Here is a 25,940-nt window from a genome sequence, read left to right as displayed (position 1 = left end):
AAGCGGAACGGGAGGCACGAGCCCGGCGAGCACCGGCCTCCTGGTCGGCGCCGTCCCATGATCATCGGCGTCGGGGGGTGCTGAGTGAATCCCGGAGATGTGTCGGAGATCGGCTCGGTCGAGCTGATCACGCACGGTGTGCGCGCCGTCGACGACCGCACCACGCTCCGTGCGACGCAGCGGACGCCCGGCCCCGTGATCCTGCTGTCGCTGCAGGGCCCGGCCACCGAGTTGGCCATCGACACCGTCACCGCTCACCCCGACCACGCCGTCTTCGCTTTCGTCGAGGGTTCAGGGCTCTCGGCGAAGGAACAGCACGGCCCGTGGCTGCCGATCGAGAGTGGGCTCGTGGTCGCCCCACCCGGGATAGCCCAGCACGTTCGTTGCGCCGGCCCCTGGCATATCACGGCCGCGTATGTTCCTCGAGCCGCGCTCGGCGCGTTCGTCTCGGCGCTGCCGGCCACCACCCGGGTGCTCGAAGAGCGACGCCCGCTCGATCGGGCGATGCAGGCGTTCGTCGAGCAGGTGCTCGACGTCGACGACGAGGCGACGGCGATAGAGCGCTATGCCATGGAGCATCTGATCGTGGAGATGAGCGGGGCGATCCTGCTCGACCGCGTCGACACGGCGTCAGCGCAGCGCTCGCCGCACGCGGCGCTGCGTGACCGTGCGGTCGCCGTGATCGCACAGCAGTGCGGTGACCCGGGGCTGAATCCCGCCGTTGTCGCCCGCGAGGTGCAGTCCTCTCTCCGCCAGCTCCAGCTGGTCTTCGCCGAGGCGGAGAACAGCGTGGCAGGCGAGATCAGACATCAACGCGCGCGCCTCGCCCGGTCGCTTCTGGTCGACAGCCGCTTCGACGTGCTGAGCATCGAGCAGATCTCGCAGCGCGCCGGCTTCCATTCGCCCATCAGCCTGCGTCGCGCGCTCGAGGAGGACTACGGGACCACGCCACGCGGACTGCGGGCCCACCGTGGTGCAGGACAACGGAGCGACGAACGTGAAACGGCCGCCCGCTGAGATCAGCGGGCGGCCGTTTCCGAATCGGTTCGGGTCAGAGCGACAGACGCTCCTGGACCACCTCAGCGAGGCGTCCGGCGTAGGCGTGCACCGACTCCGCGTCGGCAGCTTCCACCATCACGCGCACCAGCGGTTCGGTGCCCGACTTGCGCAGCAGCACCCGGCCGGAATCGCCCAGCTCGGACTCGATGTCGCGGACGGCCTGCTGCACGATCTCGTCATCCGAGACGCGTTCCTTGTCGACGTCGCGCACGTTGATGAGAACCTGCGGGTAGACGGTCATCACCGAGGCGAGCTCGGCGATCGACTTCTTCTGCCGAGCCATCTCGGCCACCAGGTGCAGGCCCGTGAGGATTCCGTCACCCGTGGTGGCGTACTCGCTCATGATCACGTGACCGGACTGCTCACCGCCGAGGGCGTATCCGCCCTCGTTCATGTCCTCGAGCACATAGCGGTCTCCGACAGCGGTCTGTCGAACCGTAATCCCGTGCTCGCGCATCGCGACGTGCAGACCGAGGTTGCTCATCACCGTCGCGACGAGGGTGTCGTCGGTGAGGTGCCCGCGCTCCTTCATGGACACCGCGAGGATGGCCATGATCTGGTCGCCGTCGATGTGATTGCCCTCGGCGTCGACGGCGAGACAGCGGTCGGCGTCACCGTCGTGAGCGATCCCGATGTCGGCGCCCAGACGCACGACCGCCTCGGCGAGGTTGTCGAGGTGGGTCGAGCCGACGCCGTCATTGATGTTCCAGCCGTCGGGGTCGGCACCGATGACCGTGACCTCGGCTCCGGCATCCCGGAACGTCTCCGGAGAGACGCCCGAGGCCGCGCCGTGGGCGCAGTCGAGCACCACATGGATGCCGTCCAGCCGGTTCGGGAGCGAGCCGAGAAGGTGCACGACGTAGCGGTCCTCCGCGTCGGAGAACCGGTCGATGCGACCGACACCGGCACCCGTCGGGCGCAGCTTGTCGCCGTTCAGGGCCTCTTCGATGCGCAGCTCGACCACGTCGGGGAGCTTGCGTCCCCCGCGGGCGAAGATCTTGATCCCGTTGTCGGGCGCGGCATTGTGCGACGCCGAGATCATCACGCCGAAATCGGCGTCACGGTCGGCGACGAGGAATGCGAGGGCGGGCGTCGGGATGACCCCCGCCTCGAGCACATCGACTCCGGAAGAGGCGAGACCCGCGGCTACGGCCGCGGCGATGAAGTGTCCGGAGACCCGGGGGTCCCGGGCGACCACTGCGGTGAGTCGCTTGCCTTCGGCCTTGCGAGCCTCCGCAGTACGGCCCTGGCCCAGGACGACAGCAGTCGCCTGGGCCAGGGTGAGCGCCAGGTCGGCGGTGAGGATGCCATTGGCGAGTCCTCGCACACCGTCCGTGCCAAAGATCGGCATCGGAGCAGTTGACCTTAACGCTTCGAGTACTGAGGCGCCTTACGGGCCTTCTTGAGTCCAGCCTTCTTGCGCTCCTTGACGCGAGCGTCGCGCGAGAGGAAGCCGGCCTTCTTCAGAGTCGGACGGTTGTTCTCCTCGTCGATGCCGTTCAGCGAACGTGCGATGCCGAGGCGGAGCGCACCGGCCTGGCCCGAGGGGCCACCACCGGAGATGCGCGCGATGACGTCGTATGCACCGGCGAGGTTCAGCACGGTGAACGGGTCGTTGATCAGCTGCTGGTGCAGCTTGTTCGGGAAGTAGTCCTCGATCGTGCGGCCGTTGACCGTGATCGTGCCCGAGCCGGGGACGATGCGCACGCGGGCGATTGCCTGCTTGCGACGGCCGACAGCGGCACCCGGGACGCTGAGGACGGGGCGGGGAGCCGCCTCGACCACGTCGGTCTCGGGAGTCGACGTCGAGAAGTTCTGGGGGGTTTCGGTGGTGTCCTGGATGTCAGCCACGAGTATGTCCTTAAGTCTTTACGGCGCTTACTGGGCGACCTGGTCGAGGGTGTACGGCGTCGGCTGCTGCGCGGCGTGCGGGTGCTCGGCACCGACGTACACCTTGAGCTTGGACAGCTGCTGGCGGCCGATGCTGTTCTTGGGGAGCATGCCACGGATGGCCTTCTCGACAGCGCGGACCGGGTTCTTCTCGAGGAGCTCGGCGTAGGTGACCGACTTCAGGCCGCCCGGGTAACCGGAGTGGCGGTAGGCCAGCTTCTTCTGGAGCTTCTGACCGGTGAGCGCGACCTTCTCTGCGTTCACGATGATGACGAAGTCACCCGAGTCGATGTGGTTGGCGAAGGTCGGCTTGTGCTTGCCACGCAGGAGCGTAGCGGCGTGCGAAGCCAGACGGCCGAGAACGACGTCGGTGGCGTCGATGACGACCCAGTCGCGCTGGACTTCGCCAGCCTTGGGGGTGTAAGTGCGCGTCACGATAGTGCTGCTTTCTTGTGTCGAACGGAGAAGTTCGTGAATCCCACTCCGGGGTGGTTCTTCCCGACAGGGAGGAACACGCCAGTGGAGGGCTCACGTTCGGACGATGCCCATCCCCGCGAACGGGAAAGGCACCAAAGAGAGATCATACGCCACGCCGTGCCGTATGCCCAAACCGCGGCCTCAGTCGGGCTTGACCGTGACGAGGATCGGTCGGTGATCGCTCGCACCCTGCGGCAGCGTGGTGATGCGCTCGATCTCGAATCCGGTCGACGTCGCGAAGTCGTAGTGCCCCCGGAACACCCGATAGCGGGTATAGGTGTGGTCGTCACTGAGCGACAGCGCGTACCCGTGGTCACGCACGGCCTGACCGAGGTTCTCTTTGAAGATCGGATAGTTGTAGTCGCCGACCATCAGCTGCGGCAGCCCTTCCCCGAGTGCGGCGAGCTCGGTGAGGGCGGCACGGATCTGGTGGCGTCGCAGCGAGTTCAGCGCGGTCAGCGGCGCGGCGTGGAACGAGGCGACGATGAAGTCCTGGCCGTCGTCGATGTCGCGCAGCCGTGCGCCGAGCACACGCTCGTGGGCGGGCTTCGCGATGCGGTCGTGCAGCGACTTCTTGAGGCCCAGCATGCGGATCGACTGCAGATGGAAGGTGCTCGAACGGTAGAAGAGCGCCAGCCCCAGGCGGTTCCCCTGGGTGGCATCGGCCAGGACGAGGTCGCCGATCTCGGTCGGCAGCTCGGGGACATCGCATTCCTGCAGGCAGAGGATGTCCGGGTCGTGCTCGCGCACGAGCGCCGCGAGCTCACCGGCCGCCCGATGCTTCTGGAGGTTGTACGAGATGACCTTCATGACTCGTCACACGCTATCGCGTCCACCTTGGGGTGGGGTGGAAATCCGAGCTCAGTCGCGCGCTCCGTCGCGGCGCGCGCGGGTCTGGACGGCGCGCGACGAGAGCAGCTCGTCTGCGGGGTAGCCGACCTCGGTGAGGATCAGTCCGCGAGCGGCCAGCACCTTGAACTCGCTGGTGCGCGTGAGTGCATCACGGAGTACCACGAGGTCGTCGATGTCGAGGCGCCCCTCGCCCACCGCGACGCAGGCACCCACGAGAGCACGCACCATGCTGTGGCAGAAGGCGTCGGCCTTGACCTCGGCGACGAGCACGCCGTCGGTATCGCGCTCCCAGCGGTAGTCGAGCAGGGTGCGGATCGTCGTCGCCTCCTCACGAGGCTTGCAGTACGCCGCGAAGTCGTGCAGGCCGATCAGCGTCATCGCCGCAGCATCCATCGCCTGCTCGTCGAGGCGACCGCGGACGACGGTGGTGTCGTGACGGCGCAGCGGATCGTACCCCGCCTGCCCGTCGGCGAGGCGGTAGCGGTAGCGGCGCCACACGGCGGAGAATCGGGCGTCGAAGCCCTCCGGAGCGATCGACGTCCGCGTGACGGTGACGTCGGAGTAGGCGCCGAGCACGCCCCGCATGCGACCGGCGATGGTCTCGGCGGGCTCCAGCGGCGCGCGTCCCTGCCTGGCCTCGATGCGCGCCCACTGCTTGTCGTCGAGGTCGACGTGGGCGACCTGTCCACTCGCGTGCACCCCGGCGTCGGTGCGGCCGGCGACCACGAACTGCACATCGGAACCCACGATCCGCGCGAGTGCGGCTTCCAGCGTTCCCTGCACCGTGCGCAGCGTCGGCTGCTTCGCCCACCCGCGGAAGTGGGTGCCGTCGTAGGCGATGTCGAGCCGGATGCGCACCCCGCAAGCCTAGGACAAAGCCCGACGGCACCACCCGACGCACCTCAGCGTTCGATCAGGATCCCGTCCTCGTCGCTGTAGAGGTGCGCACCGGGCCGGAACACCACTCCCCCGATCACGAGGGGGACATCGAGTTCGCCCGTGCCGAGCTTGGCGCTCTTGCGGGGGTTGGTGCCCAGCGCCTTGACCCCGAGATCGAGGGCGTCGATCGCGACCCGGTCGCGGATGGCACCGTTGATCACGACGCCCGCCCAGCCGTTCGCGACCGCCGACGCCGCGATCAGGTCTCCCATGAGCGCCGTCTCGAGCGAGCCGCCGCCGTCGACGACGAGAACGGCGCCCGCACCGGGGGTCGCCAGCACGGTCTTCACGAGCGCGTTGTCCTCGAAGCAGCGGACGGTGCGGATCGGCCCGTCGAAGGCCGATCTGCCTCCGAACGAGCGCAACTGCAGCGAGAGCGACTGGATCCCCTCTTCGAGCTCGTCGTAGAGATCGGCTGTGGCGACCGGCATCCTCAGATGCCTCCGTCGATCGAACGGATGGTCACGGCCGGCTCATCCGGCACCATCACCTGGGTCTCGCGGTTGAGGCTCTCACCACGGAAGAACCGCTTCGAGCGCGGGAACAGGTACCAGACGAACATGAGCACCAGGCCGAACGCCAGCGAACCGACGCCGATCACGAACGTGCCGCCGATGCCGAACAGAACCGTGTAGCCGTAGTCGACGTCCCACATGTCGATCGCCGACTGGATGAACGCCCAGGCCAGCATGAGACCCCCCAGCAAAGGGAACAGACCCTTGAAGAAGAACTCGCGCGCGGACGAGGTCAGATCCTTGCGGAAGTACCAGACGCAGGCGAAGCCGGTGATGGCGTAGTAGAACGCGATCGCGAGGCCGAGCGAGAGGATCGAGTCCTGCAGGATGTTGTCGCTGATCAGCGTCATCCCGACGTAGTACACCGAGGCGACCACACCCATGACGATGGTCGAGAACGACGGCGTCTTGTAGGTCGGGTGCACATCTTTGAACTTCGCGGGCAAGGCACGGTAGACGCCCATTGCGAGCGTGCCGCGCGCCGTCGGCAGGATCGTGGTCTGGGTGGACGAGATCGCCGAGATGATCACCGAGACCACCAGTACCCAGCCGAACGGTCCGAGCAGCCCGTCCTTGATCGCCAGGAAGAAGTCGTCGGCGTTCGCCTCGTTGCCCAGCCCCGTGCCGTCCTCGCCGAGGCCGGCGTACATCATGGCGGCGATGGTCACGGCCACGTAGGTGAAGAGCAGGATCACGGTGGTCAGCAGCGCGGCGCGGCCGGGGATGCGCTTCGGGTCCTTGGTCTCCTCGTTCAGGGCGAGGCAGGTGTCCCATCCCCAGTAGATGAAGAGCGCGAGCAGGATCGCCTCGGTGAACCCCGACCAGTCGGTGAACGCGAACGGGTTCATCCACTCCCAGTCGAAGGGCGTGGGGTTGGGGGCGGTCCCGGCGAAGAACTGCCACAGCGCGGTCACGACGAAGATCGCGAGCGCCAGGTACTGGATGCCGAGCAGGATGTTCTGGATGCGCTCGCCGATCTCGACCCCGCGCCAGCTGACCCACGTCATCGCGGCGATGAAGAGCACGGCGACGATCACGACGCGCCAGTCGTTGTTCTCGAGGTCCTGCCCGATCAGCGACCAGAAGTAGACCGAGGCGATCTGGGCGAGGTTGGCGAGCACGACCATTCCGGCGACGGCCACGCCCCAACCGCCCATCCAGCCCACCCATGGACCGAACGCCTTGGTGCCCCAGGTGAACGTGGTGCCGCAGTCGGGCACCGCGTTGTTGAGCTCGCGATACGCGAAGGCGATCAGGAGCATCGGGACGAAGGCGATGATGAAGGCGATCGGCGCTTGCGCACCGACGGCGAGCACCACGAAGCCGAGCGTCGCGACCAGCGAGTAGACGGGAGCGGTCGAGGCGAGACCGATGACGGTCGACCCCCAGAGTCCCAGAGTTCCCGCAGCCAGACCCTTGCCGTCGGGTCGTTCCAGATGAATCGGCGTCGTTGCTGCCATGTCAGAACAGTAGAGCCACCGCGGTTATCGCGTCAACGGGTTTCTTCGACCATCCGAATCCGAAGCGCTAGATGCACCTTGACGACGGATTCCGTCGATTCAGCCCCTTTCGAGCATGCCGTCAGCGTGATCGGCCACCCACTCCATCAGCGGCAGCATGCGCTCCATCAGATCCCGGCCGAGCGGGGTCAGGCTGTACTCCACGTGCGGGGGCACCGTCGGGAGCGACTCCCGGTGCACCAGTCCGTCGTCGGCGAGGGTGCGCAGGGTGGACGCGAGCATCTTCTCGCTGATGCCGTCGACCTCCCGCCGGAGAGCGCCCCAGCGGTGGGTGCCGTCGGACAGGCAGGAGAGCACGAGCACTCCCCACTTGCTCATGATGTGATCGAGGACGACGCGCGTACCGCAGTTCTGATCGAAGACGAACGGGGTGGATTCCTTTATCTGCGCGAAACTAACCGTCATGTGGGTATCTTACTTCAAAGTGGGTACCCACAGATCGGAATGCCCGATGCCCACACGGGGGTTGTCGAAGGTGTCACTTACGAAAGGACCGTCATGACCATCCTCGTCACCGGTGCGACCGGCAACCTCGGCCGCCTCATCATCGCCAGCCTGCTCGAACGCGGAACCGACCCGCAGTCGATCGTCGCCGGAGCCCGCGACACGACCAAGGCCGCCGATCTGGGCGTGCGCGTCGTCCCTCTCGATTACACAGACCCTGCATCGGTCGCCGCAGCCATCGATGGCGTCGACACCGTCGTGCTGGTCTCCGGCTCCGAGGTCGGCCAGCGCGTCGCGCAGCACCAGGCGGTCGTCGAAGCCGCCCGAACCGCCGGGGTCTCCAAGTTCGTCTACACGAGCGCCCCGAAGGCCACGACGAGCGACCTGATCCTGGCACCGGAGCACAAGGCGACCGAAGAGCTCATCGCCGCGGCGGGGCTGCCCGCGGTGATCCTCCGCAACAACTGGTACACCGAGAACTACGCCGCCGACCTCGCTCGCGCTGCCGAGACGGGCGTGCTCGCCGCCGGCACCGGCGACGGACGCGTCGCATCGGCGAGCCGCAAGGACTTCGCCGAGGCTGCGGCCGCCGTGGCACTCGAGGACGGGCACGTCGGTGAGGTCTACGAGCTGGGCGGCGACGTCGCCTGGGACTATTCCGATCTCGCCGCCGCGTTCTCCGAGGTGACGGGACGCGAGGTCTCGTACGTTCGGCTCGGATTCGACGACCAGATCGCCGCGCTGCGCGACGCCGGTCTCGACGAGGGCACGGCCGGATTCGTCGCCGCGCTCGACGCCGGCATCAAGGACGGCGCCCTCGGCGACACCGACGGCACGCTCGCCCGCCTGATCGGTCGCCCGACGACCCCGCTCGTCGAGGGACTGCGCACAGTCTCCGCCTGACCGCTGCGGGAAGACCGCGTGCCGCCGTCCCCCCGGACGGCGGCACGCGGTGGTTTCATCGCCGGGCCGTGACGCACACAGCCCTAGGCATGCACCGAGGCCTGCACATGAGCGACCGTGAGGGTGATGCTCTCGCGCCGGACACCTCGCTCCGTGAGCAGCGCATCGACAGCCGCGTGCACGGAGTGGAGGACATCTGCCGAGCGCGCGGCGGAGTCGACACCGAGCGTCGCCTCCACCACCACCCCGTCACCGTCGGCGGCGACCGAGACGATCGGTTCGTCATCCTTGCGCACGCCGATCGCCTCGGCTCCCGCGCGCAGCAGGTTCGAGATCAGGGAACCGGACCGATAGACGCTGCGGACTCCGGGCGTGGACCGCGCGACCGCCTCGATCGCCGCGGCGAGCTCGCCGCGCTCCTGTGCATCCATCAGCTCTCCCCCGCCCACGACGACACCTCTCGGATGCCCTTGATCGCGATGTCGATCGCGACGATGTTCAACTCGGTGTGCGCGCGCAGCCCCCGATCCACCTCGGCTCGCAGCTCAGCCGCGACCTTCGGGATCGACTGTCCGTGCAGCGCACTCGCGTCGATCTCGACACGGATCGGGGTTCCCGGCTGCGTCACGTCCCCGTCGAGTCGGCACCGTCCGATGAGAAGGCCGGGCACGGCGTTCTCGGCCGACCGGATGAGGCCGCGCACCGCTCCCTCGGTGATCGCGAGATCCACCTGCGGATCCGGGGACTCGAACGGGATGCGTCTTCCGGCACGCGCGTCCATGGCGATGCCGCTGAGGATGCGATCGACCCAGTTCTCGTCGACCGGAGGTTCGGCGGCGGCTTCCGCGGCGATGAGCTCCGCGCCGAGCCCCTGCAGCCGCGCCAAAGCGTCCAGCGCGAGCTGACATCCCGGAGACTCGTCGATCGAGCGATCGGCGGGCTGTCGTCCCGCATCGAGATAGTCGGTGAGCTCGTCGAGCGTGTGCCCGTCGAGATCCGTCGGTTCCAGGCCGAGCCGGCGGACGTCGGGAGTCTCTCTGTCGTCGGTCATCGCCACTCCTCCATCCGTACGATCATGTATTTCCGCGCCCGGGCGAGCAGCCCGCGCGCGGTCGAGACGGGGATGTCGAGTTCCTCGGAGATCTCCTCGTAGGAGTACCCGCCGATCTCACGCAGCACCCAGCATTCGCGCTGCGCATCCGGCAGCTCGCGAAGGGCGGCACCCAGGGCCGCGACGCCCGCTCGCGCTTCGACGACCGCGGTGGGCGACGCATGCAGCGGGGCGGAACGATCGATCGAGTCGATGTCGACAGCCGGTCGGGTCGCACGGATGCGATCGACGGCCTTGCGACTGACGATCCTCATCAGCCAGCTCTTGACCCGTGCCGGGTCGTCGAGTTCACCGAACCGCTGCCAGGCGGTGACGAACGACTCCTGGACGATGTCGTCGACATCGGCCGATGCGTTCAGCATCCGCTGCGTGTACGCGCGCATCATGGGCGTGTACCTGCGCACGAGGATAGCGAACGCCTCGACATCACCATCCATCGCGCGGCCGGCGACGATGCCGTCGTCCGCATGTTCGAGCGCTGTGCGAAAGCGTTCGTCTTCCATCTACCCCACCCCTCGATCCGATCCCCTGAGAGGTTCGGAACAGATGCCCCACCGGATCGGATCATTTCTCACCCACCTGGGAAGGATCGGGGAGAGGCCGTGCGGGCCTCTCCCCCGCCCCATCACTTCTTGAAGGCATCCTTCACGTTCTCGGCGGCATCGCGGACGTCGCCCTTGGCCTGCTCGGCCTTGCCCTCGGCGACGAGCTTGTCGTTGTCGGTCAGCTTGCCGACGGTCTCCTTCGCCTTGCCGGAGACCTTCTCCGCAGCGGCCTTGATCTTGTCTTCAGCACTCATGGCTTTTCCTTCTTCCCTACCGACCCCGGGTCTCGGGGCCGCGTCCTCGACGAGGCGCCTATGCGCTCGGCGCGTCGTCCGTGTCGTCCGCATCATCCGCGGGGACGTGCACGTCGTCGATGGTCACGTTGACCTCGACGACCTCCACCCCCACCAGCTCGACCATGTCCCGATGGATAGCCGCGCGCACGTCGTCGGCGACCTTCTGCAGCGACACCGGGTACTCCGCGACGATCGTCACATCGACCGTGATCTGTGCTTCGCCGACCGCGACGCTGACCCCCTGCGAGAGGTCGGTCGTGTTGAGCGCATCCCGAATCGCTCCCACCATGCGCGCGGCGCCCCCGCCGAGCGCATGGACCCCACTGACATCACGCGCGGCGATGCCGGCGATCTTCGCGACCACCGCATCCTCGATCGTGGTCGTCCCCACTGCAGCCCCCTGCACCGGGGTGACGACCTGAATCTCGGGCTGAGTGCCACCTGCCGTGTCCGTCATCGTGAGCTCCTTCATCCATATGCCGCCCGCAGTGCGGAGCGCAGGTCGCGGTCGGCGACGCCACCACTAGGACGTACGCCGGACGGCGGATGTCACAGATTGGTCGAAAAAACTTCGAGCGGTCCCGGCGAACCGCTCTCAGTGCACTCCAAGGTTGAGAGTGCAATATTGCACTCCATGAGCGAGAGTGCAGATTCATTGCGAGAGCAACGCAAACGGGAGACCTCCCGCGCCCTCACCGATGCCGCGCGGCGGTTGACGACCGAGAAGGGATTCGCCGGATTCACGGTCGAGGAGCTGTGCGCCGAGGTCGGAGTCTCGCGTCGCACGTTCTTCAACTACTTCGAGAGCAAGGAGAACGCGGTCTTCGGGTTCGCGACGATCGATTCCCGTCAGGAGGCCCTCGAGGAGGAGTTCGCCACCCGTCGAGGAGATCTCCTCGACGACTTCATCCAGTTGACGATCAGCCGCTTCGAGCTCTTCAATCCGGTCGAGGACGCCCCGGCCATGTTCGCCGTGATCGAGCAGGAGCCGCGACTGCTCAAAGCCGCTTTCGAGCAGCTCGCGAAGAACGAACGACGCGATGTCGGCCTGATCCTGCGTCGCACCGTCGACACCGATCGCACCGATCGCACCGTCGGCGCCGTCGACGCCGAGTTGCGCGCCGAGGTCGTCGTGCACACCGTCGGCGCGCTCGTGCGTATGAGCATGGACCAGCTCCTGCATCACCAGTCCACCGAGCCGTTCGCCGACCTCATCACGCGACGCCTCGACCTCGCCCGATCCCTCTACGCACCGTCACAGAAAGCCCTCTGAATGTCCGCCGCCGCCACGAAGGATGCGCCTTTCCTGCTCACGAAGCGCCGCATCTGGATCATCTTCAGCGCCCTCATCGCGGGCATGCTGCTCTCCAGCCTCGATCAGACCATCGTCTCCACCGCCATGCCGACGATCGTCGGGCAGCTCGGCGGCGTGGACCATCAGGTCTGGATCACCACCGCGTACCTGCTCGCCACCACCATCGTGATGCCCATCTACGGCAAGTTCGGCGATGTGCTGGGCCGACGCAACCTGTTCCTGGTCGCGATCGCGCTGTTCACGCTCGCCTCGGTCGGCTGCGCCTTCGCGACCGACTTCTGGATGTTCGTCGTGTTCCGCGCGCTGCAGGGCCTCGGCGGTGGCGGCCTGATGATCCTGTCCCAGGCGATCATCGCCGATATCGTCCCGGCCAACGAGCGCGGAAAGTACATGGGGCCGCTCGGTGCGGTCTTCGGTCTCTCGGCTGTCGCCGGTCCCCTTCTCGGCGGCTACTTCGTCGACCACCTCACTTGGCAGTGGGCGTTCTACATCAACATCCCGGTCGGCATCGCGGCATTCATCATCGCCCTGGTCGCCCTGAAGCTGCCGAGCAAGAAGGCCGAGAAACCGATCGACATCTTCGGCGTGATCTTCCTCTCGATCGCGACCACGTGCCTGATCTTCTTCACCGACTTCGGCGGAGACAAGGAGTTCGGCTGGGACTCGCTGGCCACCTGGGCCTGGGGCGCCGGTCTGGTCGTGGCGGCGACCGCCTTCGTGATCACCGAGTCGCGGGTCCAGGACCCGATCATCCCGCTGAGCCTGTTCCGGAACCCGATCTTCGTGAATGCCACCGCGATCGGACTCGTCCTGGGAATCGGCATGTTCGCGGCGATCGGCTTCGTGCCGACTTTCCTGCAGATGTCGTCCGGCACCTCGGCCGCGGAATCCGGCCTGCTGATGATCCCGATGATGGTCGGCCTCATGGGCACGTCGATCTTCTCGGGCATCGCGATCTCGAAGACCGGCAGGTACAAGATCTATCCGATCCTCGGCACGATCATCACCGGCATCGCCATGGTCTCGATGACCACACTGTCGGCGTCGACCCCGATCTGGTTGATCTGCGTGTTCCTGTTCGTGTTCGGCGCCGGACTCGGCCTCATCATGCAGGTCGTCGTCCTGGTCGTGCAGAACGCTGTCCCGGCCGGCGAGATCGGCACCGCGACCAGCACGAACAACTACTTCCGCGAGGCGGGCGCCTCGCTCGGCACCGCGGTGTTCGGAACCATCTTCACCACGCGGTTGACGGAGAACCTGCTCGGCGTCTTCGCCGGCGCCGGAGCCTCGCCCGACGCCGCGTCCGAGGCCGCATCCACGATCGACCCGTCGACGCTCAGCTCCCTGCCTGACGAGGTCCGCGAAGGTATAGTCACCGCCTACGCCGACGCCCTGGCTCCGGTGTTCTGGTATCTCGTCCCGTTCATCGTGCTCGCGCTCCTGCTGTCGCTGTTCCTGAAGCAGATCCCCCTGTCGGATCAGGCCGGACTCGTCGCGCGTGGCGAGGCCATCAGCGGTGAGGAGGCGGAGCGGCTGGAGGCCGAGCAGCGAGGGGTCGGGCGGTCGGATGCTGCCGTCGCAGACGCCAGGACCGACGCCGGACCGACCGACACCGGCTCCCGGCCCGTCGTGCGCTGAGAAAGCCGCCCCTGCCCACCTGCGGCAGGGGCGGCTTTCTGTCAAGGGGCTCCCCTTTCATGACCGGATCGAGCAGTCTTCATCGTGGGGGCAGCGAGGAGAATGATGGAGCACGATCCATACCGGAGGTTCACACTGGTGGAGGTCAGCGCGAGCGACTGGGCGATCCACGATCTGCAATACCCGGAGAACGACCACCGCAGAGTCGTCTGCACGATCTTCGAGGACGCCCCGACCGAGGTCGAAGTTCTGTGGCGCCGCGACCTCCCGCTCGCCCTGCGCTACTCCTCCGCCGAAGACGTCCTCGAGGCCGTGCGGCGGTTCCAGGACACCTCGCGTGCGACGCGCCCGATCCCGATCCCGCATCTTCCCCCGGCGCACGGCGCGAACGGGAGGCGATCCGCGCCACGCTGACACGCCGTGACGATCAGGTGGACGCGATATGCCGGTCTGCGCCAAACTTGCGACCAGTAGGACATCCCCCACCCCGCCTGGAGCCCCCCATGTCGTCACCCGCATCCTCCACGTCTTTCTGGAAGACCTTCTGGGAGAAGGGCGGCTGGTGGCGGGCCCTCCTGCTCACCGCCGTCTACTTCGCCCTGTTCCAACTGTTGTCGCTGGCGCTCGCCCCTCTCGCCGAGCAGGTCCAGGACCCGGCGGGCACAGCCGGCGTCACGGTGTTCTACCTGCTGCCCGAGATCATCGGAGCTGTGATCCTGGCCCTCTTCACCCTGTCGGTCAGGTGGTGGCGAGAACTCTTCGCTCGCCAGCCGATCCGCGGCCGCGGCTGGATGTGGATCGCGATCGTCGTCGTCCTGATCTTCAACGTCCTCCGGTTCGCCACGATCGACTATGGAGATGTCGGCGTCGACGTCGTCCTGACGTGGCTGCTCACCGGACTCCTCATCGGTTTCACGGAAGAGTTCCTCACCCGCGGCCTGGTCGTGAACCTGATGCGCAAGGCCGGCTACCGCGAGATCGTCGTCGCGGTGATCTCGGCCACGCTGTTCTCCCTCCTCCACACCGGCAACCTGCTCTCGGGACAGCCCCTGCTGACCACCGTCATCCAGGTCCTGTACACCTTCGCGTTCGGCATCCTGATGTACCTCGCCCTCCGTGTCACCGGGACGCTGCTCGCACCGATCCTGCTGCACGCGAGCACCGACCCGAGCATCTTCCTGCAGTCCGCGTATCCCGCGGAGGGCGCGCTCACGGCCTTCGCCGCGTTCGGCAACATCGCCGTGATCATCACCGGCTTCGTGCTGATCTTCTTCATCCGCGGCCGGGTCGGCGACGCTGAGCCGACTTTCTCGGAGACGCGTCCCGCATGACGGCGACGTCGCTCCGCGTGCAGCCGCGGGTTTGGATCGGCCTGGTCATCTGGGTCGGCTACATCGTTCTGGTGTTCGCGATCCAGAAGTCCACGGGAATCCCCTACGACACGTGGGGCGACAGCGCCGGCAACCTCTTCTTCGGAGCCGGACTCTCTCTCATCGTCGCGACGGTTCTCCTCGCGATCACCACGAGCCTGCTCGGTTGGTGGGGTCCGGCGATCCACGAGACGCAACGCAGCCGTCACACCTGGCCGATCTTCGTTCCGATCCTGGTCGCCGTGGCCGCCGTGCTGAATCTGGCCGGTACCGATTGGAGTGCGTACAGCGGCGCTTTCCTCGGCGCATCCCTCGTGCTCCTCCTGGTCGGTTTCACCGAAGAGATCGTGCACCGCGGACTGCTGCTCACAGCACTGCGTTCGCGGTTCTCCGAGGTCTGGGTGTGGCTCATCTCCTCTGCCCTCTTCGCGGTGATGCACTTCGTCAACGTGCTGCTCGGAGCGCCGTTCGCAGGCACCGTCAGTCAGGTGGGCACGGCCTTCCTCATGGGAACGGCGCTCTACATCCTGCGTCGGGTGACGGGTTCGCTCATCTGGGCGATGCTGCTGCACGGAGTCTGGGACTTCTCGGTCTTCGCAGCGGGGGTGGGCACGCCGAACGGCATCTCCGCGATCGCCAACCTCGTCTATCTGCTGGTCGGGATCATCGGCGTGGCGATCGTCTGGGTCGTGATACGCGGAACGGACGAGCGCACCCCCTCGCTCGGGTCGACCTCACGGCAGTAGGCTCGCCTCCGGCCAGTCGGTCACCACGACCTTCCCGATGGTGCGAGACGACTCGACTATCTCGTGCGCCTGACGCATGGTCTCGGCGTTCAGCGGACTGAGGTGGGTCGTCAGCGTGGTGCGGAGGGTGCCGTCGTCGACGAGAGCGGCGACACTTCCCAGCAGGTCGTGCTGGTAGTGATCGGCGGGGTCGGTGACCGGTCTCGTGAACATGAGCTCCCAGTGCCAGGTGACGCTCTTCGCCTTGAGCGCATCGATGCTGCCCCCGGTCTCGTCGATGGAGACCACCTGTCCACGCGGTCGGATGACGTCGGCGATCGCGCGGACGTTGCCGGGGGTGAACGACGTGAACACATAGTCGACACCGGCGGGAGCGAGCGCCGACACCGCGGTGGCGAAGTCGCGGCCGACGACGTGATCGGCGCCCATCCGCCGCACCCACTCGGCTGTCTCGGGCCGAGAGGCCACCGCGATGACCTCGAGGCGTGTGAGTGCCTTCGCGAGCTGGATGACCAACGACCCGACGCCCCCTGCGGCCCCGATCACCAGGAGCACGCCTTCACTCTCGCGGGTGAGGGCGAGACGGTCGAAGAGACTCTCCCAAGCAGTGATGGCTGTGAGGGGCAACGCGGCCGTCTCGGCGACCGACAGCGTGCGCGGAGCATGCCCCACGATGTTCTCGTTCACGAGGTGGAATCGGGCGTCAGTGCCGGGGCGATCGATCTGGCCGGCGTAGTAGACGCGATCCCCCACCGCGAAACGCGTGACCCCGTCGCCGACGGCGACCACGACCCCCGCCGCGTCATATCCGAGGATCCGCGGCGCACCCGTGGTGGGAGCACCGGCGCGCACCTTCACGTCGACGGGATTCACCGACACACCCTGCACCTCGACGAGAAGATCTCGGCCTTCGGGGCTCGGTACCGGAAGCGAGATGTCGCCGAGCGACGTGGGATCGGTCACGGGACGTCGACCGCGGGCGCCGATCGCAGGCATGCGCTCGGGGAGCGAGAGCGGAGAGGGAGCGGAGTCGGAGATGTTCGTGGTTGCCATGCGCGTCACGCTATCCGAAGCCCTCTAGTTACCCGCAAGCGCTCCTGGTATCCAGAAGATACTGCCTTGTGTCTGTCGAGACAGGCGACCTCGGCGGAGCGCCCCCGTCGCGGCCGCGCCTCAGCGTCGCGGGTGTTACATTCAACGGCATGCGCGCGGCGAACTCCCCGGTCAGGACAGCGAACCAGGAACGACCGGAGCGGCGCGGACTCGCGGTCAGCCTCTGGATCCTCATCCCTCTGATCCTCCTCGTTGCATACTTTGCGCAGATCCTCGAGTCGTTCAGCGCTGTCGGCTGCGAAGGCGACTGCGATCTGGAGCTCGCCTTCGGCGCCCGCGCCGCTTATCCGTGGGCGATCGGCGCCTCGGTCCTCGCGGCGGTGGTCGTGGCTGTGGTGTGCCGACGCATGAGGAAGCCCGCGTACTGGGGCCCGCTGCTCGGCGTCGTCCTCGTGCTGCTCTCGGCGATCGTGACCAGCATCCTGTTCCAGGTCGGCCTGGCCCCGATGCACGAGCGGAACGACAGGATCGCGAGCGGCGAGATTCCGGTCGAGACGCCACCGCCGCTCCCCGACCCCGTCGGAGACTGGGAGGCGAGCGTCGGCGGCACCCCGTACCTGCGGTTCTCCGCCGACGGCACCGTCGACGGCAACGACGGATGCAACGACCTGAGTGGCCGATGGACGCAGGGCTCCACAGGCAGGATCGGCTTGGAAGCGCTCGTCCCCCAGACGACGAACGTGTGCGATGGCGTCGACACCTGGCTGAGCGTCGGACGGTCGGCCGACATCGTCGACGGGTACATGTACGTCAACGGCGACATGGATTCACCCATCGGCGGCCTGCAACCGGCGCGCTGAGACGCGAATCGCACCCCGGAACCAGAAAAACCCCGGCGAACCGGGGTTTCATTCTGTAGCAGGAGCGGGGCTTGAACCCGCGACCTCACGATTATGAGTCGTGCGCTCTAACCAGCTGAGCTACCCTGCCGCGAGGCATCCGTCCGCGTGAGAAGAATGCTTGCGAGCCCCGAGTCAGGATTGAACTGACGACCCCTTCCTTACCATGGAAGTGCTCTGCCACTGAGCTATCGGGGCGTGCTGCCCCTCGCGGGGCAACCGTACGAGAATACCACCACTGTGGCGTCCTCATGAAATCGAGCTGGTCAGTACGACGTTCGACCGGCGTTCGCTTTGAGCCAGGGCATCGGGTCGATGGTCGATCCGTTGACGATGAGCTCGAAGTGCAGGTGGGCGCCGTAGGAACGGCCCGTGTTGCCGGTCTTGCCGACGATGGTGCCGACCGTCACCGTGTCACCGGCCTTGACGTTCAGGGAACCGTACTGCATGTGCGAGTAGTGGCTCGTGATGACCTGACCATCGATGACGTGGTCGATGTAGACCGTGACGCCGAAAGCGCCGCCCTGCTCGGTCGCGATGCGGACAGTGCCGTCGGCGATGGCCTGGATCGGCGCCCCGTTACCGGGCACGAAGTCGATGCCCTCGTGGAGACGGCCACTGCGCATGCCGTAGCCGTAGCTCATGCCCACGCCGACGAGGAACGGCCACTGGATCGCGGCGTCGGGGTCGTTCGTGAAGATCTCACCCGAGTAGTTGATGCCCTGCTCGGCGGCGACCTCGGCGAGCGAGACCGTGCTGAAGTCGTCGGCACGGGTGAGCGCCTCGCTCTCGACACCGGACGGGGCGACGAAGGCCTGGATCTCACCCTCGGCAGCGTCCTTCGACTCGGCGGCGGAAGCCGACACCAGCGACATCGACGCCGTCGAAGCACCCTGTACGCCGGCGACCGCCTCGGCGGGGAGCGTCATGGACACCGCGAGAAGACCGGCGAGGCTCATCACCCCGACGGTCGCGCTGAGAGTCACGGCCTTGCGGATGTTGCGGGGCCGACGGGCGGCCACGTGCGCGGGAACGCCGGGCTCGTCGTCGGATGTGCGCTCGGGCTGCGGGCGCGGCCGATCAGCCGCGGAGACCGTGGGCACCGTGCCTGTCGCGCGGAACGCACGGGAGGCACGCTCGAACGCGTCGGCATCGTCGCCGGGCACGTCGGGAACATCGGCGATGATCGGCTCCGAGCTCGCGGCGATGAAGGGCTCGACCAGCGCTTCGGCGACGACGTCGTCGCTCACCGGGCGCTGACGGGCGGCGCGGCGGGAAAGCGGGGCGACGGCGGCGAGGGCGACGACAGTGGAGTCGACGGCAGTGGAGTCGGCGGCGGAAACAGGTGCCGTCGGTCCCGCCGCGAGGGCCTCAGAGGCCGCAGTGCGGAGTCGGCTGGACCGGCGCGTGGGCGCAGAGGCAGCCTGGGGATTCTCGAAGGGCAAAGCGTTTCTCTCGGTTGTGCGTCAAGCTCGGGGGCGCAAACTTTGACTTTCACCTTCGGGTGGTGAAAGTAACGATCGCATAAACCATATCTTGATCAGTCTGAGAATGCCATGAATCGTTCAATGTTCGTCGTGGAGGATGGCGCGTAGCCGGGAGTGCACATCCGCTCCGCCCGCGATCAGCATCGGGCGCGGAGTGTCGATGTCGATGCGCGACACCACCCCACCTGCCTCCTCGACGAGGAGGGCACCGGCAGCGAAGTCCCACGGCCGAAGGCCCCGCTCGAAGTATCCGTCCAGTCGCCCCGCCGCGACGAAGGCGAGGTCGAGCGCTGCGGCCCCCATACGTCTCAGGTCGCGGGCCATCGGCATCACTCGCGCCACGGTGGCGATGTCGCCCTCGTGCGTGGTCGGGTCGTAACCGAACCCCGTGGCGAGCAGTGCTCCGGCCGGGGTCTCGCCGGTCACCTCGAGACGGTCGCCGTTCGCCCAGGCGCCGTGGCCACGGGCGGCCGTGAACATCTCTCCGAGCGCGGGCGCGTTGACCGCTCCGGCGAGCGCCTCCCAGGTCTCGGGGTCGGGCTCGCCTCGGACTGCCGCGATGCTCACGTTGTACGCCGGGATGCCGTACGCATAGTTGACGGTGCCGTCGATGGGATCGACGACCCAGGTGATCCCGCTGCTGCCGACCTCGGCACCGGTCTCCTCCCCCAGGAAACCGTCATCGGCCCTCGCCGCACGAAGACGTTCGCGGATGAGCGCCTCGACCTCTCGGTCGGCTTCGGTGACGATGTCGGCCAGCGACGACTTGGTGGCCGCCAGACGCACCCCCTCCTGTCGACGCGTGCGCGCGAGCCGCCCGGCTTCTTCCGCGATCTCGCTCGCGAGATCGCGGAGCTCGAGTTGCAGGGTCACGGTGCGGGCTGCTGCGGAGCGGGAGGAGGCGGCGGGAATGCCGGCGAGCTCTCTTGCTGCACGGCCGGCGCCGGCGGCACCGGATGCTCTCCCGGAGCCGTCGGAGCGGGGGCGACCGGCTGCGCGAACTGCGGAGCGGCCGGCTGTGGTGGCACGGGTTGCAGCACGACCGGGAAGGTGGAGAAGGGTGCCGAGGCGAGCGCCTGTTGCTGCGGAGCGAGGGTCGGGTACCCGGTGTAGTAGGCATTCCAGTCGGGCGATGCGTCGGGAAGCGCCGGGAGCGGGGTGACGCCGTCTGCGTAGGTGGGCCAGGAGGGCGCCGCGGCCACCGCGCGATCGGCGGGCGCCTTCTTCTTCGGCGCGAAGAGCGCGTTCAGCAGCGGGATCAGTGTCGTGCCGACGGCGACGAGGATCGTGAGAGCGACCACGATGCGCCAATACAGCTCGCCGTAGTGGAATGTGTTCGGGAAGGCGAGGAAGAACACGAGCATGCCGACGAGACCGGCGAGGAACGTGATCGTGACGATGTAGATGATGCGTGTGAAGGTGGTCACGTATCGCTGAGCAGCGGGTGTGAAGAGGCGCACGTGCAACAGGGCGAGCTGCAGGATGCCGACGACGAGGAGCAGCTGGAAGAAGCGCTCGGCACCGAAGTAGAAGCCGTCTTCCGGCAGCCAGATCTTCACGGCTCCGACGAGGAGGGCGATGATCCAACTCACCATGCTGGCCAGCTGGAGCCAGTCGGGGCGGTTCGGCGCGAGTCCGGCTTCGAGGATCGCGATCCCTGCGAACGCCGCGAGCAGCAGGATCGTGAGGAAGGCGCGACCGATCAGACCGTCTTGATCGCCGATGAGCACCCAGATCACGCACACCAGCGCTGCGGCGATGAGGGCTCCGATCGCGATCCACAGAGAGCCCCTGATGAGCAGCGACATGTTCTTCTTCTCACCCTGCGTCTGATGCGTGGTGATGTCCGGCTGGGACATGGCGATCCTCTCGTCGTGCGGCGATGCCTTCATCCTGCCACGCGCACGCGCAGATGCCACGGGCGCCGCCCTCGTCGCGGAAAACCTCTCAAGATCCCCGCGTCTGGGGAGGAGGAGTCAGCCGGCCTTCTTGGCCGATGCCGCTGCGAAGGCCGCGACTCTCGCCTGCGCATCCGGTGTCTCGAGGGCCGCTCCGATCGAACGCGCCTCTTCACCCAGCTGCTCGACGAACGTGCGCTCGGGCTGCGATCGCACCAGCCGCTTCGCCTGACCGTACGCATCGGCGGCCCCTGCCAACCAGAAGCGCGCGATCTCCTCACCGCGAGCACGTACGCGGTCCGCTTCGGAGGCGGCATCCGCACCTTCGACGGCTTCGGCGACGAGCCCCCATTCCACGGCCTCAGCCGATGACAGCAGCCGGTCCTGCAGCACGAGCTGCAGGGCACGGCGCTGACCGACGGCGCGGGCGAGCTGAGCGGAGACGGAAAGATCCGGGGTCAGACCGATGTTCGCGTAGAGGCTGCCGAGCTTCGACCGCGAACCGACCACGGCGTAGTCGCTGCACAGCAGGATGCCCAGACCGCCGCCTGCGGTCGTGCCGTGGGCAGCGGCGACCACGGGCACCGCCGACTCCGTCAACGAACGGATGCCGGCGTTGATGACCTCGGCGAGCGCCGTGATCTCCGCACCGGACGCCCCCATCGTCGTCGCCATGTCGATCACGTCGCCGCCGGCGCAGAACGCGGGGCCGGCGGCATCGATGAGGATCGCCTTCACGTCGGCCCTCGAGGTCGCCTCGGCGGTCGCGTCTCTCCAGGCGTGCGCGAGGTCGGCGTTGAAGGCGTTGAGGCGAGCGGGGCGGTTCAGCGTCAGCCGGGCCATTCCCTCTTCGACGGCGAACAGGATGGCATCACTCATGGCTTCTCCTTCGAGCGCAGGACGTGTGGGACCAGCGTAACCGCGATCAGACCCGCTCCCAGACCTGCGAGACGAAGCTCTCCATGCGGCGACGGGTGCCGTCGAGGCGGAAGTCGACCTGCCCCGGAGTCCTCACCTCGTTCGGTGCGAGCGGGTGGGCGAGACGCACGTTCTCGTGGCAGGAGAGGTCGGCGCACATATAGGTGCCGAACGAGTCGCCCCGCTTCCCCGCCTCTCCCGCCCGACGTGCGGAGAGCAACGCGACCTGATTGCCGGGCTGCATCGTGTGGCAAATGTTGCACATGCCCGAACGCGCGCGGCCGGGGTCCGTCGCGCGCAGCACGATGCCGACCACCTCGTCGTCGTGAGGGATGAGCACGTAGCCGCGACGACTCGCCCCCGGATCCTGCCAGGCGAAGAAGTCGAGATAGTCCCAGTCGACGAGCAGGAAGTCATGCGGCATCTCCATGAGGCGCAGCTCGTCGGCATCCGCGTTGACGAACGATGCCCGGACTTCGGCTTCGGTGAGCGGTCGCATCGCTCCAGTCTAGGAACCGTTCCCGGGGGTCGGCGCAGGAACACCGGCCGAGCCCTCCCCCGTGCGTTCGCGGATCAGGAAGCCGAAGCCGAACGCGATGAAGAACATCAGCACGCCGTACACCGCCGCGGGAAGGCTCAGCTCGACCGAGCCGAGAACCGACTGCGCGATCACGATGGCCAGCGTGGCGTTGTGGATGCCGATCTCGAACGACGTCGCGATCGCCTGACGCTTGCCGACGCGCAGCATCCGAGGCACGAGGAAGCCGATGGTGAGGCTCACCAGGCAGAAGAGGATGGTGATGAGGGCGAGCTGCGTGAAGTTCGCGACCAAGAGGGCCCAGTTCGATGCGACGGCACCTGCGATCACGACGATCAGGATCACGACAGAGGCGATCCGCACCGGTTTGTCCATGCCTGCGGCGAACTTCGGCCAGAAGCGTCGCACGAGCATGCCGATGGCGACCGGCAGCAGCACTATCGCGAACACCTCGAGGGCCTTCGACCACTGCAGCCCGAGCCGGTCGTCGAACGGCTGGAAGTAGGCGATCGCGAAGTTGGTGATGACCGGGAGCGTGATCACGGCGATGACCGAGTTCACCGCGGTGAGCGAGATGTTGAGGGCGATGTCACCGCGGAACAGGTGGCTGTACAGGTTGGCGGTCGTGCCGCCGGGCGATGCGGCGAGCATCATCATGCCGACCGCGAGGATCGGCGGCAGCTGGAAGGCGAGCACCAGCCCGAAGCAGATCGCCGGGAGTACGACGAGCTGGCAGAGCAGCGCGATTATCACCGCCTTCGGCTGCTTCAGCACCCGCGCGAAGTCGGCGAGGGTGAGGCTGAGCCCGAGGCCCAGCATGATGATGCCCAGAGCGACGGGCAGTCCGATGGTGGTCAACGCTGATCCCATGGGACTCAGTGTGGCGGATGGAGGGCCGCGGTGTCACGGCATCCGCAGGTATCGCCTCCTCGCGCCCACTCGGTCACGTCATCGAGTCGTCACCGTCGAGAAGACCGTCTCGAAGATCAGGCCCACGAAGACGGACGCCCAGATGCTGACGGCGAGGATGGCGATCACCTGGACGGCGATCATCACGATGAGCGGTGCCGACCCTCGTCCTCCCCGTCGACGGATCACGACATGGCGGCCGATCACGTAGACGAGCGAGGACAGGAAGGTCCACGCCCAGGGGAAGGGGCGGACGAACCCGCGCCCGGCGAGCTCACGGGCATCGAGGGCGGCGAACCAGACGGAGAGCCCGTAGATCGCCCAACCAGACAGGGTCAGGACCAGGTACCACGGTGTGAAGAAGGCGTTGACCTCCGCGGCGATGAATCTCTCCACGTCGAATGACGACGAGCCGTCCAGCGGCACGACGGCGAGCATGTCGAACATCCCCTGCTGCACCTGCACGAGGTAGCCGACAGCGGCGATCGTGCTGAGCACCGGGAGGAGCACAATCAGCCACACCCATACGGTGTTCGCAGGCGTTCCATCCGGAACCGACGGGAACTCCGGCGAGGCCACGGGGAGCGGAGCCTCGCCATCCCATCGGGAGCCGTCCCACCACCGCGTCGCGCCCTGGTCGTCGGTGTACCACCCGGCGGGGGCGCTCATGGGCGATCTCGGAGGTCGGTGCGGGCGCGGGACGTCTGGAGCATGTCATCCACCCTATTCAGGGCGGCGACGTCGGGGTGGCGGCGGGAATGAAGAAGGCCCCGCGGTGATCGCGTGGGCCTTCGGATTCCGCGGTGCTCCGCGGAGGTGGTGGTGGCGAGTGAGGGATTCGAACCCCCGAATGCAGAGCAGTCTGATTTACAGTCAGATCCCTTTGGCCGCTTGGGTAACTCGCCAGAGCGCACCCGTCCGACTTCGACAGCCAACCAGGGGCACGAGAGACAAGCATACCTGCCGGAGGCGGGTGCAAGAAATCGAACCGTCAGCTTCCGTGCACGCCGCGCCCGGAGTCGGCCAGCGACTCAGGCGTCCGCAACAGACCGCCCTCTGCGCGACAGGTCGCGGCGGCGACATCCATGGCTCGCAGCAGAAGCATGCGCCACTCCCCCAGCCCGGTCGGCGACTGCGAGACCAGGCCTTCCGCGACGGCGGCGAGTGTCGCATCTCCCGCCCCGACGGTGTCGATCACGGCACCGGGAAGCTGCGCGATGGGGGCGGAGACGATGCCGGCATCCGCGTCGATCGTGGCGCCGTCGGCACCCGCAGTCGCGAGGACGGCCGCAGCACCGAGTGTCCGCAGGCGCGCGCGCAGCGCGTCGAGGTCACCGTCGTAGAGGATCGCCGCGTCATCCGCACCGACCTTGACGATGGCCGATGCGGCGGCGAGACGCTCGAACCCGCGGACGAACTCCTCCCGGTCGCTGAGCATCCCGGCGCGCGGGTTGGGATCGACCGCGACGCGTGCGTCTCCCAGGGCATCGCTCAATGCGTCGACCTCTGCCGGCACATCGAAGGGGAAGCAGCTGATCGCGACGAGCCCGGCGTCGGCGATCGCCTGACGAGCGTCGTCGGAGTATCGGATGCTGCGTCTCTGGGCGGCCTCGTTGAAGACGTACTGCGGTTCGCCGTCGGCCGCCCGCTGCACGATCGCGCGGGACGAGCCGAGGGGGGCCTCACTCCCGATCAGGCGCACACCGTGGTCGGACAGGTACTCGCGGATGTGCGCGCCTGCCTCGTCCTCCCCGACCATGGCGATCAGCGTCGTCTCGACTCCCAGCCGCCGCAGTCCGACGGCGACGTTGAGTGCCGCACCACCCACGAGCTCGCGGACGCCGGAATCGTCGCGGATCTCATCGATCAAGGCATCGCCGATCACGACCACGGAACCGGCGGAAGAAGTCTGAATGCTCACCCGCCGACACTATCGTGGCGCCGTGCACGGGCTGCACCGCGTTCCTCTCCCGTCGCGCCGCCGACGAGCAGTACGGTGTGGACATGAAGCCCCGACTCGCCGGCGCTGCCGCCGCGTTCCTCCTCCTTGTCGTTCTGACGGCGTGCACCCCGCAGGAAGGCGATGGCGGGAGCCCTTCGCCCAGTCCCACGGAAGGCCACACGGCAGGCAGCGAGGAGACCAGCACCTCGTCGCCCACCCCCACCCCGACGGCCGCTCCCGTCGCCCTGCCGACCGACTGTCGTGCGATCTTGTCGGAAGCCGTGCTGGCCGAACTCGGCGACATCCCTCTCAACGACGCCGCCTTCGGGCCTTCGGGAGTGGGCACTGACGGTGCCCTCACCTGCAATTGGGCGGACCCGCGCGCAGACACCACGCGACTCACGACGAAGATCTCCTACATGAACCGTGGCCCCGCACTCGACATGCTCAACGCATTGGCCACCACCGAGGGCTTCTCCTGTTTCACGCCGGACGGCGGCACGCGCTGCGAGAAGACCTGGCCGAACGAGCAGTACCCCGTGACCGACGGCCGAACGCTGTTCTGGCGCGAGGACGTGCTCATCGACACGCGCTACTCGAACCTCGCGCCGACCGGCTACACCTCCAGCATCGTGCAGCACATCTTCGACTGACGTCCAGCGCGCTCCGCGCGTGT

The 25,940-nt window shown here is 67.3% G+C and carries 31 protein-coding genes and 3 tRNA genes; 9 read left to right on the top strand and 25 right to left on the bottom strand.

Annotation, left to right across the window (positions count from 1 at the left end; genetic code table 11):
* The first annotated feature begins 84 nt into the window (after positions 1–84).
* Entirely contained in the window at positions 85–1,017 is a 933-nt protein-coding gene (locus ACIQLD_RS16260) for a helix-turn-helix domain-containing protein (RefSeq protein WP_402609608.1), read from the top strand.
* Positions 1,018–1,051: 34 nt separating this feature from the next.
* Here ACIQLD_RS16260 and glmM read toward each other — a convergent pair whose 3' ends face one another.
* The 8 genes from glmM to ACIQLD_RS16220 all read right to left on the bottom strand — a co-directional run bounded on the left by glmM (position 1,052) and on the right by ACIQLD_RS16220 (position 7,657).
* Positions 1,052–2,410 (bottom strand): phosphoglucosamine mutase, encoded by a 1,359-nt coding sequence (glmM, locus tag ACIQLD_RS16255; RefSeq protein WP_402609606.1) that lies wholly within the window; start codon positions 2,408–2,410, stop codon positions 1,052–1,054.
* A 14-nt stretch (positions 2,411–2,424) separates the two neighbouring features.
* Entirely contained in the window at positions 2,425–2,910 is a 486-nt protein-coding gene (rpsI, locus tag ACIQLD_RS16250) for a 30S ribosomal protein S9 (protein WP_017828210.1), read from the bottom strand.
* Positions 2,911–2,937: 27 nt separating this feature from the next.
* Positions 2,938–3,384, bottom strand: coding sequence for a 50S ribosomal protein L13 (gene rplM / locus ACIQLD_RS16245; protein WP_047520838.1), 447 nt, complete (start codon positions 3,382–3,384; stop codon positions 2,938–2,940).
* A 183-nt stretch (positions 3,385–3,567) separates the two neighbouring features.
* On the bottom strand, positions 3,568–4,236 hold the full coding sequence (locus ACIQLD_RS16240) for an endonuclease/exonuclease/phosphatase family protein (protein ID WP_402609603.1): 669 nt from the start codon (positions 4,234–4,236) through the stop codon (positions 3,568–3,570).
* 51 nt (positions 4,237–4,287) lie between these two features.
* Positions 4,288–5,136 (bottom strand): tRNA pseudouridine(38-40) synthase TruA, encoded by an 849-nt coding sequence (gene truA, locus ACIQLD_RS16235; protein ID WP_402609601.1) that lies wholly within the window; start codon positions 5,134–5,136, stop codon positions 4,288–4,290.
* 44 nt (positions 5,137–5,180) lie between these two features.
* A complete protein-coding gene (gene rraA / locus ACIQLD_RS16230) occupies positions 5,181–5,648 on the bottom strand; it encodes a ribonuclease E activity regulator RraA (RefSeq protein ID WP_402609599.1) in 468 nt (155 codons plus the stop codon).
* Between the two features lie 2 nt (positions 5,649–5,650).
* Positions 5,651–7,192 (bottom strand): APC family permease, encoded by a 1,542-nt coding sequence (locus ACIQLD_RS16225; protein WP_402609597.1) that lies wholly within the window; start codon positions 7,190–7,192, stop codon positions 5,651–5,653.
* Positions 7,193–7,291: 99 nt separating this feature from the next.
* Positions 7,292–7,657 carry a helix-turn-helix domain-containing protein gene (locus ACIQLD_RS16220; protein ID WP_045263673.1) on the bottom strand — a complete coding sequence of 122 codons (366 nt, stop codon included), beginning with the start codon at positions 7,655–7,657 and terminating at the stop codon, positions 7,292–7,294.
* 93 nt (positions 7,658–7,750) lie between these two features.
* Here ACIQLD_RS16220 and ACIQLD_RS16215 point away from each other — a divergent pair, with 93 nt between their 5' ends.
* Positions 7,751–8,599, top strand: coding sequence for an SDR family oxidoreductase (locus ACIQLD_RS16215; RefSeq protein WP_402609595.1), 849 nt, complete (start codon positions 7,751–7,753; stop codon positions 8,597–8,599).
* 83 nt (positions 8,600–8,682) lie between these two features.
* Here the strand turns inward: ACIQLD_RS16215 and ACIQLD_RS16210 are convergent, their stop codons facing one another.
* From ACIQLD_RS16210 to ACIQLD_RS16190, 5 genes are all read right to left on the bottom strand, one after another.
* Positions 8,683–9,030 carry a hypothetical protein gene (locus ACIQLD_RS16210; protein WP_402609593.1) on the bottom strand — a complete coding sequence of 116 codons (348 nt, stop codon included), beginning with the start codon at positions 9,028–9,030 and terminating at the stop codon, positions 8,683–8,685.
* On the bottom strand, positions 9,030–9,650 hold the full coding sequence (locus tag ACIQLD_RS16205) for a hypothetical protein (protein ID WP_402609591.1): 621 nt from the start codon (positions 9,648–9,650) through the stop codon (positions 9,030–9,032). Before ACIQLD_RS16205 ends, ACIQLD_RS16210 begins: the two co-directional genes overlap by 1 nt.
* Positions 9,647–10,213, bottom strand: coding sequence for an RNA polymerase sigma factor (locus ACIQLD_RS16200; protein ID WP_402609589.1), 567 nt, complete (start codon positions 10,211–10,213; stop codon positions 9,647–9,649). Before ACIQLD_RS16200 ends, ACIQLD_RS16205 begins: the two co-directional genes overlap by 4 nt.
* A 122-nt stretch (positions 10,214–10,335) precedes the next feature.
* Positions 10,336–10,509: a CsbD family protein gene (locus tag ACIQLD_RS16195; protein WP_029259828.1), complete on the bottom strand. Its 174-nt coding sequence runs from the start codon at positions 10,507–10,509 to the stop codon at positions 10,336–10,338.
* 58 nt (positions 10,510–10,567) lie between these two features.
* The gene (locus tag ACIQLD_RS16190; RefSeq protein ID WP_402609587.1) at positions 10,568–11,008 is read right to left on the bottom strand and encodes an Asp23/Gls24 family envelope stress response protein; all 441 of its coding nucleotides are present in this window, start codon (positions 11,006–11,008) and stop codon (positions 10,568–10,570) included.
* Positions 11,009–11,185: 177 nt separating this feature from the next.
* Here ACIQLD_RS16190 and ACIQLD_RS16185 point away from each other — a divergent pair, with 177 nt between their 5' ends.
* The 5 genes from ACIQLD_RS16185 to ACIQLD_RS16165 all read left to right on the top strand — a co-directional run bounded on the left by ACIQLD_RS16185 (position 11,186) and on the right by ACIQLD_RS16165 (position 15,620).
* Positions 11,186–11,824, top strand: a complete 639-nt coding sequence (locus tag ACIQLD_RS16185; protein WP_402609585.1) for a TetR/AcrR family transcriptional regulator — start codon at positions 11,186–11,188, stop codon at positions 11,822–11,824.
* Positions 11,825–13,504, top strand: coding sequence for an MDR family MFS transporter (locus ACIQLD_RS16180; RefSeq protein ID WP_402609583.1), 1,680 nt, complete (start codon positions 11,825–11,827; stop codon positions 13,502–13,504).
* 105 nt (positions 13,505–13,609) lie between these two features.
* Positions 13,610–13,918: a hypothetical protein gene (locus ACIQLD_RS16175; protein WP_402609581.1), complete on the top strand. Its 309-nt coding sequence runs from the start codon at positions 13,610–13,612 to the stop codon at positions 13,916–13,918.
* A gap of 89 nt (positions 13,919–14,007) precedes the next feature.
* Positions 14,008–14,835 carry a CPBP family intramembrane glutamic endopeptidase gene (locus tag ACIQLD_RS16170; RefSeq protein ID WP_402609579.1) on the top strand — a complete coding sequence of 276 codons (828 nt, stop codon included), beginning with the start codon at positions 14,008–14,010 and terminating at the stop codon, positions 14,833–14,835.
* A complete protein-coding gene (locus ACIQLD_RS16165; protein ID WP_402609577.1) occupies positions 14,832–15,620 on the top strand; it encodes a lysostaphin resistance A-like protein in 789 nt (262 codons plus the stop codon). The genes ACIQLD_RS16170 and ACIQLD_RS16165 overlap by 4 nt, the downstream gene beginning before the upstream one ends.
* Here ACIQLD_RS16165 and ACIQLD_RS16160 read toward each other — a convergent pair.
* Positions 15,609–16,673 (bottom strand): zinc-binding alcohol dehydrogenase family protein, encoded by a 1,065-nt coding sequence (locus ACIQLD_RS16160; protein WP_402609575.1) that lies wholly within the window; start codon positions 16,671–16,673, stop codon positions 15,609–15,611. The two genes, ACIQLD_RS16165 and ACIQLD_RS16160, sit on opposite strands and share 12 nt — an antisense overlap.
* Before the next feature lie 68 nt (positions 16,674–16,741).
* On the opposite strand from ACIQLD_RS16160, the gene ACIQLD_RS16155 reads away from it, so the two are divergent.
* The gene (locus tag ACIQLD_RS16155) at positions 16,742–17,533 is read left to right on the top strand and encodes an META domain-containing protein (RefSeq protein ID WP_402609573.1); all 792 of its coding nucleotides are present in this window, start codon (positions 16,742–16,744) and stop codon (positions 17,531–17,533) included.
* A gap of 56 nt (positions 17,534–17,589) precedes the next feature.
* On the opposite strand, the gene ACIQLD_RS16150 is transcribed toward ACIQLD_RS16155, so the two are convergent.
* The 11 genes from ACIQLD_RS16150 to ACIQLD_RS16100 all read right to left on the bottom strand — a co-directional run bounded on the left by ACIQLD_RS16150 (position 17,590) and on the right by ACIQLD_RS16100 (position 25,243).
* A tRNA-Met gene (locus tag ACIQLD_RS16150) sits at positions 17,590–17,663 on the bottom strand.
* 35 nt (positions 17,664–17,698) lie between these two features.
* Positions 17,699–17,770 (bottom strand) — tRNA-Thr (locus ACIQLD_RS16145).
* A gap of 68 nt (positions 17,771–17,838) precedes the next feature.
* Positions 17,839–19,017 (bottom strand): peptidoglycan DD-metalloendopeptidase family protein, encoded by a 1,179-nt coding sequence (locus ACIQLD_RS16140; RefSeq protein WP_402609570.1) that lies wholly within the window; start codon positions 19,015–19,017, stop codon positions 17,839–17,841.
* A gap of 120 nt (positions 19,018–19,137) precedes the next feature.
* Positions 19,138–19,932 carry an inositol monophosphatase family protein gene (locus ACIQLD_RS16135; RefSeq protein ID WP_402609568.1) on the bottom strand — a complete coding sequence of 265 codons (795 nt, stop codon included), beginning with the start codon at positions 19,930–19,932 and terminating at the stop codon, positions 19,138–19,140.
* The gene (locus ACIQLD_RS16130; protein WP_402609566.1) at positions 19,929–20,918 is read right to left on the bottom strand and encodes a hypothetical protein; all 990 of its coding nucleotides are present in this window, start codon (positions 20,916–20,918) and stop codon (positions 19,929–19,931) included. Before ACIQLD_RS16130 ends, ACIQLD_RS16135 begins: the two co-directional genes overlap by 4 nt.
* Positions 20,919–21,035: 117 nt before the next feature.
* The gene (locus tag ACIQLD_RS16125; protein ID WP_402609565.1) at positions 21,036–21,836 is read right to left on the bottom strand and encodes an enoyl-CoA hydratase/isomerase family protein; all 801 of its coding nucleotides are present in this window, start codon (positions 21,834–21,836) and stop codon (positions 21,036–21,038) included.
* Positions 21,837–21,882: 46 nt separating this feature from the next.
* Positions 21,883–22,374, bottom strand: coding sequence for an FBP domain-containing protein (locus tag ACIQLD_RS16120; protein ID WP_402609563.1), 492 nt, complete (start codon positions 22,372–22,374; stop codon positions 21,883–21,885).
* A gap of 9 nt (positions 22,375–22,383) precedes the next feature.
* Positions 22,384–23,283: a bile acid:sodium symporter family protein gene (locus ACIQLD_RS16115; RefSeq protein ID WP_402609561.1), complete on the bottom strand. Its 900-nt coding sequence runs from the start codon at positions 23,281–23,283 to the stop codon at positions 22,384–22,386.
* Positions 23,284–23,361: 78 nt separating this feature from the next.
* Complete coding sequence (locus tag ACIQLD_RS16110; RefSeq protein ID WP_402609559.1) at positions 23,362–23,991, bottom strand: hypothetical protein; 630 nt, start codon at positions 23,989–23,991, stop codon at positions 23,362–23,364.
* Positions 23,992–24,142: 151 nt separating this feature from the next.
* Positions 24,143–24,227, bottom strand: a tRNA-Tyr gene (locus tag ACIQLD_RS16105).
* Between the two features lie 86 nt (positions 24,228–24,313).
* Positions 24,314–25,243, bottom strand: coding sequence for a PfkB family carbohydrate kinase (locus ACIQLD_RS16100; RefSeq protein WP_402609557.1), 930 nt, complete (start codon positions 25,241–25,243; stop codon positions 24,314–24,316).
* An 83-nt stretch (positions 25,244–25,326) separates the two neighbouring features.
* Here ACIQLD_RS16100 and ACIQLD_RS16095 point away from each other — a divergent pair, with 83 nt between their 5' ends.
* Entirely contained in the window at positions 25,327–25,917 is a 591-nt protein-coding gene (locus tag ACIQLD_RS16095; protein ID WP_402609555.1) for a hypothetical protein, read from the top strand.
* Positions 25,918–25,940 lie beyond the last annotated feature (23 nt).

The sequence above is a fragment of the Microbacterium sp. NPDC091662 genome (genome assembly GCF_044756705.1).
GTDB lineage: Bacteria > Actinomycetota > Actinomycetes > Actinomycetales > Microbacteriaceae > Microbacterium.
Note: the sequence above shows the minus strand (reverse complement) of the source record. Positions and strands in the feature narration are given on the sequence as shown.